This is a genomic window from Leifsonia tongyongensis (genome assembly GCF_010686705.1).
Taxonomy (GTDB): domain Bacteria; phylum Actinomycetota; class Actinomycetes; order Actinomycetales; family Microbacteriaceae; genus Diaminobutyricibacter; species Diaminobutyricibacter tongyongensis.
In genome coordinates this window covers 883,698-896,180 of record NZ_JAAGWY010000002.1, presented here as the reverse complement: position 1 = coordinate 896,180, position 12,483 = coordinate 883,698, and the positions used below count along the sequence as shown (strand labels likewise).

The 12,483-nt window shown below is 69.6% G+C and carries 15 protein-coding genes and 1 riboswitch; of the genes, 11 read left to right on the top strand and 4 right to left on the bottom strand.

Annotation, left to right across the window (positions count from 1 at the left end; all coding sequences use genetic code 11):
- The first annotated feature begins 28 nt into the window (after nt 1-28).
- From G3T36_RS12270 to G3T36_RS12255, 4 genes are all read left to right on the top strand, one after another.
- Complete coding sequence (locus tag G3T36_RS12270) at nt 29-334, top strand: DUF6412 domain-containing protein (RefSeq protein WP_163290037.1); 306 nt, start codon at nt 29-31, stop codon at nt 332-334.
- Nucleotides 335-429: 95 nt separating this feature from the next.
- Nucleotides 430-1,191, top strand: a complete 762-nt coding sequence (locus tag G3T36_RS12265) for a YidC/Oxa1 family membrane protein insertase (RefSeq protein WP_163290036.1) — start codon at nt 430-432, stop codon at nt 1,189-1,191.
- Between the two features lie 48 nt (nt 1,192-1,239).
- Nucleotides 1,240-1,560, top strand: coding sequence for a hypothetical protein (locus G3T36_RS12260; protein WP_193571081.1), 321 nt, complete (start codon nt 1,240-1,242; stop codon nt 1,558-1,560).
- On the top strand, nt 1,557-2,120 hold the full coding sequence (locus G3T36_RS12255; RefSeq protein WP_163290035.1) for a DUF1697 domain-containing protein: 564 nt from the start codon (nt 1,557-1,559) through the stop codon (nt 2,118-2,120). Before G3T36_RS12260 ends, G3T36_RS12255 begins: the two co-directional genes overlap by 4 nt.
- A gap of 42 nt (nt 2,121-2,162) precedes the next feature.
- On the opposite strand, the gene G3T36_RS12250 is transcribed toward G3T36_RS12255, so the two are convergent.
- Both G3T36_RS12250 and G3T36_RS12245 read right to left on the bottom strand, forming a co-directional pair.
- Complete coding sequence (locus tag G3T36_RS12250; protein WP_163290034.1) at nt 2,163-3,395, bottom strand: ATP-binding protein; 1,233 nt, start codon at nt 3,393-3,395, stop codon at nt 2,163-2,165.
- Nucleotides 3,392-4,042, bottom strand: a complete 651-nt coding sequence (locus G3T36_RS12245; protein ID WP_163290033.1) for a response regulator — start codon at nt 4,040-4,042, stop codon at nt 3,392-3,394. The genes G3T36_RS12250 and G3T36_RS12245 overlap by 4 nt, the downstream gene beginning before the upstream one ends.
- 136 nt (nt 4,043-4,178) lie before the next feature.
- Here G3T36_RS12245 and G3T36_RS12240 point away from each other — a divergent pair, with 136 nt between their 5' ends.
- The 5 genes from G3T36_RS12240 (at nt 4,179) to G3T36_RS12220 (ending at nt 8,509) form a co-directional block, all read left to right on the top strand.
- A complete protein-coding gene (locus G3T36_RS12240; protein WP_163290032.1) occupies nt 4,179-4,772 on the top strand; it encodes a hypothetical protein in 594 nt (197 codons plus the stop codon).
- A complete protein-coding gene (locus tag G3T36_RS12235) occupies nt 4,765-5,871 on the top strand; it encodes a peptidoglycan-binding protein (RefSeq protein WP_163290031.1) in 1,107 nt (368 codons plus the stop codon). The genes G3T36_RS12240 and G3T36_RS12235 overlap by 8 nt, the downstream gene beginning before the upstream one ends.
- Entirely contained in the window at nt 5,868-6,551 is a 684-nt protein-coding gene (locus G3T36_RS12230) for an ABC transporter ATP-binding protein (RefSeq protein ID WP_163290030.1), read from the top strand. The genes G3T36_RS12235 and G3T36_RS12230 overlap by 4 nt, the downstream gene beginning before the upstream one ends.
- Nucleotides 6,551-7,762: an ABC transporter permease gene (locus G3T36_RS12225; protein ID WP_163290029.1), complete on the top strand. Its 1,212-nt coding sequence runs from the start codon at nt 6,551-6,553 to the stop codon at nt 7,760-7,762. Before G3T36_RS12230 ends, G3T36_RS12225 begins: the two co-directional genes overlap by 1 nt.
- A gap of 99 nt (nt 7,763-7,861) precedes the next feature.
- Nucleotides 7,862-8,509 (top strand): hypothetical protein, encoded by a 648-nt coding sequence (locus tag G3T36_RS12220; RefSeq protein ID WP_163290028.1) that lies wholly within the window; start codon nt 7,862-7,864, stop codon nt 8,507-8,509.
- 61 nt (nt 8,510-8,570) lie between these two features.
- Here the strand turns inward: G3T36_RS12220 and G3T36_RS12215 are convergent, their stop codons facing one another.
- A complete protein-coding gene (locus G3T36_RS12215; RefSeq protein WP_163290027.1) occupies nt 8,571-9,575 on the bottom strand; it encodes an aldo/keto reductase family protein in 1,005 nt (334 codons plus the stop codon).
- A gap of 42 nt (nt 9,576-9,617) precedes the next feature.
- On the opposite strand from G3T36_RS12215, the gene G3T36_RS12210 reads away from it, so the two are divergent.
- On the top strand, nt 9,618-10,880 hold the full coding sequence (locus tag G3T36_RS12210) for a DNA polymerase IV (protein WP_338031562.1): 1,263 nt from the start codon (nt 9,618-9,620) through the stop codon (nt 10,878-10,880).
- A 107-nt stretch (nt 10,881-10,987) separates the two neighbouring features.
- On the opposite strand, the gene G3T36_RS12205 is transcribed toward G3T36_RS12210, so the two are convergent.
- Nucleotides 10,988-11,905 carry an endonuclease/exonuclease/phosphatase family protein gene (locus tag G3T36_RS12205; protein WP_163290026.1) on the bottom strand — a complete coding sequence of 306 codons (918 nt, stop codon included), beginning with the start codon at nt 11,903-11,905 and terminating at the stop codon, nt 10,988-10,990.
- Between the two features lie 113 nt (nt 11,906-12,018).
- Here G3T36_RS12205 and G3T36_RS12200 point away from each other — a divergent pair, with 113 nt between their 5' ends.
- Nucleotides 12,019-12,351: a spore germination protein GerW family protein gene (locus G3T36_RS12200; RefSeq protein WP_163290025.1), complete on the top strand. Its 333-nt coding sequence runs from the start codon at nt 12,019-12,021 to the stop codon at nt 12,349-12,351.
- A gap of 12 nt (nt 12,352-12,363) precedes the next feature.
- Nucleotides 12,364-12,473, top strand: a riboswitch (TPP riboswitch).
- The last annotated feature ends 10 nt before the right edge of the window (nt 12,474-12,483 follow it).

Here is a 12,483-nt window from a genome sequence, read left to right as displayed (position 1 = left end):
CCGCCGCTTACACCGGGAGAGCATCCGAATGCTGCAGTTCCTCGACCTGCTGACGCGCTTCGTCGCGCAGTCGTTCGACCTGCTGCGCGGCGCATCGACGCCGGGCGCTGCGCTCGCCGTCGCCGGTGCGGTCGGAGCGATCGGGCTTGCGACCCTCCTCGTCGTCGCCTCGGTGCGGTACATCGTCGCGCTCGCCGCATCCCATGTCATCGGTGACGCGCTCGCGCATCCGATCGAACCCGCGGACCGCGGTGAACTGCTCAGCCAGTCCGATCCGGACGCCGACGGGCATGCCCGCCCCCGAGCGCCGGCACTGTCCCTGTCGGTCGCATAGCGCCACCCTCGCGCGCCCGGATGCCGGGCCCTGCCTGCGCGCGCCCGTGCGGCCATACGGTACCCACCCATCCGTAGACCCAGGGACACCCTCACATGGACTTCTTCTCATTCGCGCCCGTCGCGGCCATCCTCGACGGGGCGTATCGCTTCGTCGCCTCACTCGCCGCGGCGGTCGAACCCGCCGTCGGACCGGCGAGCGGCCTCATCGCCGTCGTCATCCTCACCCTGCTCGTTCGTGCACTGCTGATCCCGGTCGGGCGCTCGCAGGTGCGCGCCGAGTTCACCCGCAGGCGCCTCGCCCCGAAACTCGCCGAACTCCAGAAGAGGCACGGCAAGGACCGCGAGACGCTCGCCCGCAAGACCATGGAGCTGTATGAGAGGGAGAAGGCGTCGCCGCTGGCGGGCTTCGTTCCGCTGCTGCTGCAGATCCCGGTCATCACCCTCGTCTACGCGCTGTTCACGCACGCGCAGATCGCCGGCCACGCCAACGCCCTCCTCGCCGAGCAGGTGCTGGGCGCACCGCTCGGGACGAGTTTCGTCGGCCTCGCCGGGGCGGTCGGGTCGGTCTGGCCGTCGATTCTCGTCTACGTCATCGTGCTCGTGCTCATCGCCGGCGTGACCACGGTCTCGCGCCGCGTGCTCGCGCTCCCGCTGCCCGACGGTGCAGCGCCGGGCGGGTTCGCGAAGGCGCTGTCGTTCCTGCCCTACGTCACGGTCGTGTTCGCGGCCTTCGTGCCGCTGGCGGCCGCGGTCTACATCCTGACCTCGACGGCGTGGACGGTTGCGGAACGCTTCACGCTGCGACGGATGCTCGACCCGGATCGCGGCGCCCGTTCCCGTCCGGCAGTCGGGTGAGCCGGCACGACCCCTGCGTCCGCCCTCTGCGGTGGCACAATGGGCGCCATGAGGAGAAGCAAGACGCGTCCCGTCCACGACCCGCACGATCATCCGTTCGGGGTGGGCGTGCAGGTCCATGTGCCGGAGGCGGCGTGGGGCGAGCTCGATGCCTGGGAGGGTGAGCCGACCGGGGTGATCGTCTCGACGGGCACCGCAAGGCCGGACGGCGCGAATGTGCCCGGTCCGTCCGGACCGGTCTGGGTGGTCGCCTTCGATGAGCCGCAGTACCGGCGTGACGGTCGCGGGCCGTTCGACCAGGCCGAGATTCCGCAGTCGAGGCTGGTGGCCGCCGACCCGATCAGCGACGACGCCTGGCCCGGCGCGTGAGCACGGGCAGCGAGTTCGGCGTCGGTCTCGTTCGGGGCATCAACGTCGGCCCGACGACGGCCGTCGCGATGTCCGACCTGGCCGCGTCGTTCGAGGTGGCAGGCTTCTTCGGCGTGCGCACGATGCTGCGCAGCGGCAACGTCGTCTTCGAGGCGCCGGGTGTGGTGGGAGGTCCGGGGGACGACCGTGCGGGCGTCGTCGAACGGGAGCTGGCGAAGCGCTCGGGCGTGTCCGCCCGGGTGCTGGTCGTTCCGGAGAAGGAGTTCCGGCGTATCGCCGCCGAGAACCCGCTGCTCGATGCGGGGGACGACTTCTCGAAGCAGGTCGTGACCTTTCTCGGTGGCGAACCGATGCCGAAGGCGCTCGACGTGCCGGCCGCGGAGTCGATCGCGCCGGAAGTGGTCGCTGTGGGTCGTCAGGCCATCTACCAGTGGTGTCCTCTGGGGGTCTCGAAGACCCGGCTCACCGCATCCTTCTGGCGACAGCTGAGCCCGGCGGCGACGGCCCGCAACTGGCGTACGGTCCTGCGGATCCTGGAGGAGCTGGACGCCCGAGGCTGAGGGGGGTGAGGAGGCTGAGGACGCCGAGGAGGGCTGCCCGCGTCAGGCCTGCGAGAGCTCGGCGATGGCGGCGTCGGCCGGCGGGTCGGATGCTGCCGTGGCGGATGCGGCGGGCAGCCGCACGACGACCTCCAGTCCGCCCCTCTCCAGCGCCGTCGCTCCGACGGTGCCGCGGTGGGCGGTCGCAATGGTCTCGACGAGTGCCAGGCCGAGGCCGAAGCCTTCGGTTCCGACCCGTTCGTCGAGGCGCGTGAACGGCTGGAAGATGTCGCCGACCCGATCCGTCGAGACGGGTGCCCCGGTGTTGATGACGCGCAGGGTGGCGAAGCCGTCCGACGTGCTGAGCTCGATGCGCACGTCACCGTGCGGGACGTTGTAGCGGATGGCGTTCGAGACCAGGTTCGACACCAGACGCTCGAGGAGCAGGCGATCGCCGTCGATGGTCGTCGCCTCGACCCGTTCCTCGTGCGAGAGCGTGCCGAAGTCCGAACGCTCCACGACGCCGTCCACGACCGCGCCGAGCTCGACCGGCTCGGGCGAGCGGATGGTGCCTTCGTTCTGGGCGAGAGCGAGCAGGGTGGTGATCAGCGCATCCGCGTTCGCCACCTCGGCCCGCACATCCTCGCCCATCTCGACCAGCTCGGCGTTCGACGGCGACCTCTTCGCGAGGACGACGTCGAGCGTCGTGCGCATGATGGTCAGCGGCGTCCGCAGCTCGTGGCTGGCGTTCGCGATGAAGCGACGCTGAGCGACGAAAGCGAACTCCAGGCGGTCGAGCATCGCATCGAAGGTGTCGCCGAGTTCGCGCAGCTCGTCGTGCGGACCGGAGAGGTCGAGGCGCTGGCTCAGATTGTTCTCGCTCGCGTTTCGGGCAGCCTCGGTGAGGCGGTGGACGGGCCGGAGGATGCGCCCGGCGATCAGCCAGCCCACGAAAGCGGCGACCACGGTGGTGGCGACGAGGGTGATGGCGGCGTAGAACAGCAGATCGTCGAGCATCGCACGGCGCTGGGCGTTGGCCGCCGCGGCCGCCCCGAGCTTGACGCTCGTCGCGCACTTGAACTTCAGGTTCTCGTCCAGGGGTCTCGTCGACGTCGCGACGTTCGCGCACGCCTTCTGGAAGGCCGCATCCGACGACGGGCTGTTGATGTCGGCCACCGAGACGTTCTGGGCAACGAGCACATAGGTGATCACGAGGAGGATGGTGCCCCCGACGGCGAAGAGCGCCGCGAACACAATGGTGAGGCGGGCGCGTGCGGTGAGCCGGAGCCGTCTCACAGCCGGTACCCCGCCCCCACGACGGTCGTGATGAGCGGCGGCTCGCCGAGCTTCTTGCGCAGCCGGGCGATCGTCACGGCCACGGTGTTGGTGAAGGGGTCCGCGTTCATGTCCCAGACGTGCTCGAGGAGTTCTTCGGCGCTCACGACGGCGCCGTCCGCGGAGGCCAGATACTCGAGCACGCCGAACTCCTTGTGCGTCAGGACGAGCGGGCTGCTGCCGCGCGAGACGCGCAGGCGCGCGCGATCGATGGTGAGGTCGTCGCGCACGACGATCGCCGGCTGCGACGGTTCGCGCCGGGCGAGCGCGCGAACCCGCGCGATGAGTTCCTCGAAGGCGAACGGTTTGCAGAGATAGTCGTCCGCGCCGAGCTCGAGGCCCGCGACGCGGTCGTAGATCTCGCTGGACGCCGTGAGCATGATCACCCGGGCCTTCGCCTCGCCGCTCGTCAGCTCCCGGCACACCCGATCGCCGTGGATGACCGGAATATCGCGGTCGAGCACGACGACGTCGTAAGGGGTGACCTTCGCCTGTTCCAGGGCGCTCGCACCGTCGTAGACCACGTCAGCCGCCATGCCGGCATCACGCAGGCCTTCACCGATCCGGTCGGCCAGCAGCTGGTGGTCCTCGACGACAAGTATCCGCACCAATCAATTGTGCGTCCAGCGGGATGACAACGGTCTAACACGTCCTGTTCGGCTCGTGTAACCGGCCGCGTTCTAGAAAAGGATCGAAGCCGGACGCGACCGCATCCGGCCGGGATCAGAAGCCAGGAGACCGATCATGAAGATCATCGTCACTGCAGCTGCGGCGTGCGCGCTCGTCCTGCTGCTGGCCGGATGCACCGCCGGCAACACGAGTGACGTGCCGCACCTCGGCGGTGCGTCGTCGAACACGGGCGGGGCGGCAGCCCAGCCGGACAAGCTGCACGCGGCGGCGGACTGCATCCGCTCGCACGGCGTGCCCAGCTACCAGGATCCGGTCGTCGACTCGGCGGGCCACGTCTACACCGACTCCCGCAGCATCCAGAACCTGAGCAGCACGCAGTCGCAGGCGATCGAGCAGGCCTGCTCCTCGCTCATCGCGGCGGCGGGCTTCTCGCCCGCGGATGAGCCGCCGGCGCCTCCGGCGCTCATCGCCGCCGGAGTGAAAGCCGCGCTGTGCCTGCGGGCCAACGGGCTTCCCGACTACCGCGACCCGACGAGCAGGACGCCGTTCACACCGGGACACGGGTTCGGCCTCACGGCGAACGAACTCCCGAACAACGGAGCGCTCGGCAAGCAGGACCCCGCACTGCAGAGGGCCTTCAAGGCATGCAGCAAGCAGCTCGAAGCCGAGGTGCGGGCGTCGACCCTGAGTTCGCTCGCTCGTGGCTAGGCGCGCCCTGCTGGGCATCGCGATCGCGTCCGCGGTCGTCGTCGGAGGGTCGCTCGCTGGCTTCCTGATGCTGCGCGGGAACGCCCCGGGCTCGACGCCGTCGACCGGCGTGCCGGTGGCGACCGCCGTCGTGACGCGGACGACCCTGTCGAGCTCGACCCAGCTGTCGGGGACGCTCGGCCACGGGCTCCCGTCTCCCGTATTCGGCGGTCGGCCCGGGGGGACCGTGACAGCGCTGCCCACCCCTGGAACGATCGTGAAGCGCGGCGCGGAGTTGTTCGAGGTCGACGGCGCGCCGGTCACGCTCTTCTACGGCGCGCGTCCCGCGTGGCGGGACCTCCAGCAGGGGATGACCGACGGCCCCGACGTCACCCAGCTCGAACAGAATCTGGTCGCCCTCGGCTTCGCCGCAGGACTCGATCTGACCGTCGACGACGTCTTCACGTCCGTCACGGGGATCGCCGTCGAGCGCTGGCAGCACGCGACCGGGCAGGCGCAGTCCGGCGTCGTCGCACTCGGCAGCGTCGTCTTCGAGCCTTCCGGCGTCCGTGTCGCCTCCACTGCGACCGCTCTGGGCTCGCCGGTGCAGCCGGGCAGCCCGGTGATCACGGTGGACTCGTCCGCGGTCGGCGTGGTGGCCCAGGTGCCGACGACGCAGACGTTCCTCGTGCATCCGGGGGACGCGGTCTCGGTCACCCTCCCGTCGGGCGTCGCGCTGAACGGTCACGTGACGGCGCTGGCCCGTGTCGCTACCGCGAACGACGACGCGGGATCCGGTGGGCCGCCGTCTCCGGGCAACCAGCAGCCGGGGAACGTGACGGTTCCCGCGTCTGTGACGCTCGACGATCCGACCGCCGCCGGCGGACTCGACCAGGCGCCCGTGACGGTCCATGTCACCGACAAGACCGTTCGGAATGTGCTCGCCGTCCCGGTGACCGCCCTGGTCGCCCTGAGCGAGGGCGGTTACGCGGTCTATGTCGTGCACGGCCGCACGCGGCAGCTCACCGCGGTGACGCCGGGGCTCTTCGCATCCACGCTCGTGCAGGTGACATCGGCGGGGCTCCACGAAGGCGATGTCGTCGAGGTGCCTGCATCATGAGCTATGTCGTGGAGCTCGCTGCCGTGAGCAAGTCATACCCTCCGCCCACGCCCGTCGAGGCGCTCGTCGACGTCTCGCTGCGGATCGGGACAGGGGAGACGGTCGCCATCACGGGTCCGTCCGGATCCGGAAAATCGACGTTGCTGAACATCCTCGGGACACTGGAGGCGCCGACCAGCGGACAGGTCACCATCGACGGCATCGACGCGTCCAGCCTCGGCGACGATTCGCTGTCCGCGCTGCGCGCCAACCGAATCGGCTTCGTGTTCCAGCAGTTCCATCTGTTGCGCCACCTGAGCATCCTCGACAATGTGGCGACGGGGCTGCTGTACCGCGGCGGATCGACGAAAGAGCGGAGAGCCGCCGCTCGCGACGCCCTGGACCGGGTCGGACTCGCCGGGCGCAGCGGACACCGTCCGGCGCAGCTCTCCGGCGGAGAGCAGCAGCGCGCGGCGATCGCGCGCGCCATCGTCGGCAGCCCGTCGATCGTCCTTGCCGACGAGCCGACCGGAAACCTCGACTCCGTGAGCGGCGACCTCGTCATGGAACTGCTTCGCGGCCTCGCGGGGCTGCACACCACGGTCGTGGTGATCACCCACGATGCACTGGTCGCATCCGCCATGCACCGCCGGGTCGCTCTGCGCGACGGGCGCATCGTCGACGATTCGGCGGCTGCGTGATGCGGCGCACGAATGAGGAGCGCAGGCTCCGGTCCCGGATGCGGGCGGGGGAGGCGATCCGGCTGGCGGCGGGCGGACTCGCGGCTCGCCGGACACGCTCGATCCTGTCGGCGCTCGGGATCGCTGTCGCCGTCGCGGCGCTCGTCTCGGTGCTCGGGCTCTCGGACTCATCGCAGGCGCGGCTGCTGGCGCAGCTCGGAGCCGAAGGGAATCTCCTGACCGTTGCGACAGGCCAGACGTTCAGTGGGAACATCACCCCCCTGCCGTCGACCGCGGAAACGATGATCGGGGCGATCCCGCCCGTCGAAGACGTCACAGCGGTCGGAACGATCGCGGGCGCGACAGTGCGCCGAAGCGCGGCCGTGCCGGAGATGGACACCTCGGGAATCAGTGTCGTGGCGGCCCAGGGCTCCCTGCTCCCGGCACTCGACGGGAGGCTCATCCGCGGGCAGTACCTCGGCAGGGCGGCGACGACGTACCCGGAGGTCGTGCTCGGCTTCAGTGCGGCCCAGAACCTCGGTATCGCTACGCTCGGACCGCAGACGCAGGTCTTCATCGACGGGCGCTACTTCGCGGTCGTCGGGATCCTCGCACCTGTCGTGGTGGCGCCGGAACTCGACGACGCGGCGCTCGTCACCTTCCCCCTGGCGAAGGCGGAGCTCGGCTTCGATGGAACGCCGACGCGGATCTACCTGCGGACCGACCCGGATCGGACGGCGGCCGTGGCCGCCGTCCTCCCGTTCACGGCGTCGCCGGATGCGCCGGACCAGGTGGAGGTCAGGCGACCGTCGGATGTGCTGGCCGCACGCCTCGAGGCACGCAACACGTTCGTGGACCTGTTCGTCGCGCTCGCTGGTGTCGCGCTGCTCGTCGGTGGGGTCGGGATCGCGAACATCATGGTCATCGCGGTCTTCGAGCGCCGCACGGAGATCGGCCTGCGGCGTGCGCTCGGTGCCCGGTCACGTCATGTGTCCGTGCAGTTCTTCCTCGAGTCGATCCTCCTCTCAGCATGCGGCGGGGTCGCTGGTGTCGCGCTGGGAGCCGCGGTGACCTGGGTGGTGGCAACGGTGCAGGGGACCCCGCCCGTCGTCTCCCTCGGGGTCGCCGGCCCCGCCGTCGCGGCCACGATCGTGGTCGGCGCGGTCGCGGGGATCTACCCGGCAGCGCGGGCTGCGCGGCTGGCGCCGGCGGACGCTCTGCGATCGGCGTGAAGCGCCCGTCGGACGATCGTGTCCGAAGCGTGCCGATCGTCCCCACAGCGTGAGGGTCGGGCACTGGCGGCTGTCAGGGGTGGAATCTATGCTGACACCATGTTCGTCGAGGGCACCCTTCGATGGCAGGTCACGGAGGATTGTCCGTGGGACCTGCTGATGGCCCTCGCGCTCCGCGACCTCGCCGGCCTCACGGCTGTCGAGAGGCCGCCCATCCCACGGGTCTTCCCGCCCGTCGCGCGCGTGATGCACCCGGCGTCGGGGTCGCATCCGCTGCCCCGTCCGACGGTGCAGGGACACACCTCGAACACCGACCGTGCAGCACTGGCCGAGCAGTGGCGCGCGTGGTGGGAACTCTCGCTGCAGCGCGAACGACGCCCGATCGTCACGCAGCTGAAGCCCCCGCATTTCGAGGTGTTCGACCGGGCGATCGAGCTGCAGGACCTCGTCACGGAGCACTATGAGGAGGCGTTCGACTGGAGTGCGGAGCGTCACGCGGAGTACGCACGCCTGAGCCTGCTGCAGCATTCCCGCCGTGCGGCCGACATCGTCGACGTCGTGCGCGACCGCGAGCATGAACTGCGTCGGCAGGCCGGCTATTTCCGCCTCGACATCTACGTCCTGCCGCTCGCCGAGCCCGGGGCCTGGATCGTCGCACCTCACACCGTCGTCGCGAGCACGTCGCTCAGGGACGACTCGGCCGCGTTCCGCGAGTGGTTCACCCCGGTGGTCGCCGCGCTCGTCTGAGAACGGCGACCACCGGGGCTGCCCGGCGCGGCTGGGCCCGGCGCGGCTGGGCCCGGCGCGGCTAGGCCGGGCGCCTGTCGGGTGAGACGGTCTGCTCGGGGTCGGTCTCCGCGACGTCGCCGACGGCCTGGTCGATGCGGGCGAGCACGGCCGCGTCGAGCTTGATGCCCGCGGCCTTGGCATTGGATGCGACCTGTTCCGGACGCGAAGCGCCGACGATCGCGCCCGCCACATTCGGGTTCTGGAGCACCCACGCGACGGCGAGCTGCGCCATGGTGATTCCGAGCTCGTCGGCGATCGGCTGCAGTTTCTGCACCGCGTTCAGGATGTCGTCGCGCATGAAGCCCTTGATGGTGTTCGCACCGCCCTTGGCGTCGAGCGCACGACTGCCCTCCGGCGCTCCAGCCCCCGGCTTGTACTTGCCGGTGAGGACACCCTGGGCGACCGGCGACCAGACGATCTGCGAGATGCCGAGCTCAGCCGACGTCGGGATGACCTCGGATTCGATCACACGCCAGAGCATCGAGTACTGCGGCTGGTTGGAGATCAACTGGATGCCGAGATCGCGCGCGAGCTTGTGCCCGGCGCGCAGCTGGTCGGCGTTCCACTCCGAGACACCGATGTACAGGGCCTTCCCCGCGCGCACGATGTCGGCGAACGCCTGCATGGTCTCCTCGATCGGAGTCTCGTAGTCGAAGCGGTGCGCCTGGTAGAGGTCGACGTAGTCGGTTCCGAGCCGTTCCAGTGAGCCGTCGATGGATTCCATGATGTGCTTGCGCGACAGACCGACGTCGTTGTGCCCCTTCGGACCCGTCGGCCAGTACACCTTGGTGAAGATCTCGAGAGATGACCGCCGCTGGCCCTTCAGAGCGTCGCCCAAGACGCGCTCCGCCTCGGTGTTCGCGTACGCGTCTGCCGTGTCGAACGTGGTGATGCCCGAGTCGAGGGCGGCCTGGACGCACTTCTTCGCAACGTCGTTCTCGACCTGCGATGCGTGGGTCAGCCAGTTGCCGTAAATGATCTCCGAGATCTTGAAGCCGGAGTTTCCGAGGTATCTGAATTCCATAGGTGAAACGCTACTCGCTCCCACGCGTGGCAAGCTGGGGGAGTGGGACGAGCGGATGGCAGCGATCGGCGGGTGACGACCGATGCGGTCGACGACGCGACGGCGACCATCCTTCACGTCGATATGGACGCGTTCTTCGCGGCCGTCGAGCTCCTCGACCATCCGGAGCTGCGGGGCCTGCCGGCGATCGTCGGCCATCCCGGCCCGCGCTCCGTGGTCACGAGTGCCACCTATGAAGCCCGCCGGTTCGGTGTGCGCTCGGCGATGCCGGTGTCGCAGGCGCTGCGGCTCTGCCCGAGCGCGATCATCCTGCCCCCGCACATGGAGAAGTACCGCGAGTACTCCGAGCGCGTGATGACGATCTTCTCCGAGGTCACTCCGCTCGTGGAGCCGCTGAGCATCGACGAAGCCTTCCTCGACGTGTCGGGAGCCCGCCGGCTGCTCGGGTCTCCCCGTCGCATCGCCGAACTGATCCGTACGCGGGTCCGCGACGAGACCGGACTCACCTGCTCGGTCGGTGCGGCGTCGACCAAATTCGTCGCCAAGCTGGCGTCCGGGCGCGCCAAGCCCGACGGACTGCTGGTCATCCCTGCATCCGAGACTCTCGCCTACCTGCGGCCGCTTCCCGTCGGGGCTCTGTGGGGTGTGGGTGAGAGCACCCGGCAGTCCCTCCAGCGACTGGGGCTGCGCACCGTCGCCGATCTCGCCGATACCCCCCTCGCCGTGCTGCAGCGCGCGGTCGGCGAAGCCTCGGGCCGCAAGCTGCACGACCTCGCGAACGGTGTCGATCCGCGGAGTGTCGTCGTCACGACCCGCGAGAAGAGCGTCGGCCACGAGATGACGTTCGAGCAGGACGTCTCCGACCCGGTGAGGCTGCGCCGGGAACTGCTGCGGCTGTCGACCCAGGTCGGGGCGCGCCTGCGCAAGCACGAGCTCGTGGGCCGGACGGTCGCACTCAAACTCCGGTTCTCCGACTTCCGCACCGTCACCCGGTCGCGCACCCTTGCCGAGCCGACCAACGTCGGCCGCCGGATCTTCGAGGAGGCGACCTCGATCTACGATGCGCTCGACCTCGGCCGGACGCCGATCCGCCTGATCGGGGTGCGGGTCGAACAACTCGACGACGCCGGCGGCAGCAGGCTGGGCCTCTGGGATCCCGATGAGGAATGGCGCGAGGCGGAGCGGACGCTCGACCAGGTCAGCGCCAAGTTCGGCCGCGGGGCGATCGGCCCGGCTTCCCTTGTCAGATCGAGCGGGCGGGTCGTCGGCGAGACGGCGAACCCGCGTGCGATGCCGGACGACTGACCGATCAGTCGTCACCAACTCACCGAAAGCTTTGCAAATGAGGGGAGTTGGCGACGACTGGGTGCGCTCGCGGGGCGGGCTCGGGGCGCGGGCTCGCGGCTCGCGCGTCAGCGCAAGCCGACGAGGATGCCCCGGTGGTCGCTGCCGTTGTCGGGGAGCACGGTGTTCGTGACCGTGGTCATCCCGCGGGTGAGCGCGTGGTCGAGCCGTGCGATGGGGAACTCCGCCGGCCACGTGAACCCGAACCCGAGGTCGCTCTGGGACGCTTCGTGGACGACGTGCGTCAGCGGGGTGAACTCGCGGTCGGTGGATGCGCTGTTGAAGTCGCCGACGACGACCACCCTTGGCGAACGGTCGGCCTTCAGCGTCGCCGTCAGGTTGGCGAGCATCGTGTCCCGCTGCTGGTACTGGCCGGGGCGCACCGACGCCAGGTGGACGGCGTAGACCCTCGTCGGAGTGCCCGGCGTATCCAACTCGACCCAGAGCGCACGGTCCCAGCCGAGCCCGAGGTCGAGCTTCTTTTCCCCGGTGATCGGAATGCGGCTCCACACTCCGACCGTCCCGACGACCTGCGAGTACGGGTATTTCGTGCCGAGCGTGGCCGCCACCGCCGTGCGCGATGCGGCATCGAGCTCCTGCAGCGCGATCACATCCGGATTCTTCGCGGCCAGGTCGGCCGCAATCGCGCCGGCAGCCGAGTTCGGCGCATGGATGTTCTCGCTCGCGACGGTCAGCGACGTCGCGCCGGTCGCCATTCCGGGAAGGAAGGCCGGGCCGAACGTGAGCGACCAGATGGCGGCTGCGACCGCGACGCAGATGCCGCCGAGCAGCGACAAGCGCAACACGGCTGCGACGCCGAGCACCAGGATGGCGCCGCCGAGCCACGGGAGGAACGTCTCGATCAGCGAAGCCGCCCCGCCCACGTCGGGCAGGAGCCCGTGCCACAGGATCAGCGCACCGGTCAGGAGCGCCAGCACGCCGACGGCGAGACCGCGGGTCCCGCGGATGGCTCTGGCGTTCGACACCCGACGATTATTCCCCGCCCTCTGGTGAGAACCGTCCGCAAACGCTGGGCGCAGCCTGTGGATGCGGTCGACGTGCCCTGTTCACCGGCCGCGTCGGCGGGTAGCGTGGCACCATGACGAACACCTCGCTCCGACTTGCGGAAACCCTGACGTCCAACGGCATCAGGTCGGTCTACGGTGACCCGATCGAACTCGACGGCGTCACACTCATCCCGGTCGCACTCGTGCAATACGGGTTCGGCTCGGGCTCGATGGGCGGCGACGAGGATCGGAGCGCAGGGGGCGGCGGCGGGGGCGGTTACAGCATTCCGCTCGGCGCATATGTGCGCGACGCCGACGGTCTCCATTTCAGGGCGAACATCATCACACTGATCGCGGTCGGCATCCCGTTCGTCTTCGTCGCCGGCCTCGCCTGGACCCGCATCATCCGCGCACTGAAGCGTTAGTCCGCTAGACTTCTCCACGAACACGGGAGTCCGGTGAGCCGGGCTGAGAGGAAGCTTCTCAAGCTTCGACCGTCGAACCTGATCTGGATAATGCCAGCGCAGGGAGGCCGCAACATCTCAATCCCGTGCCCT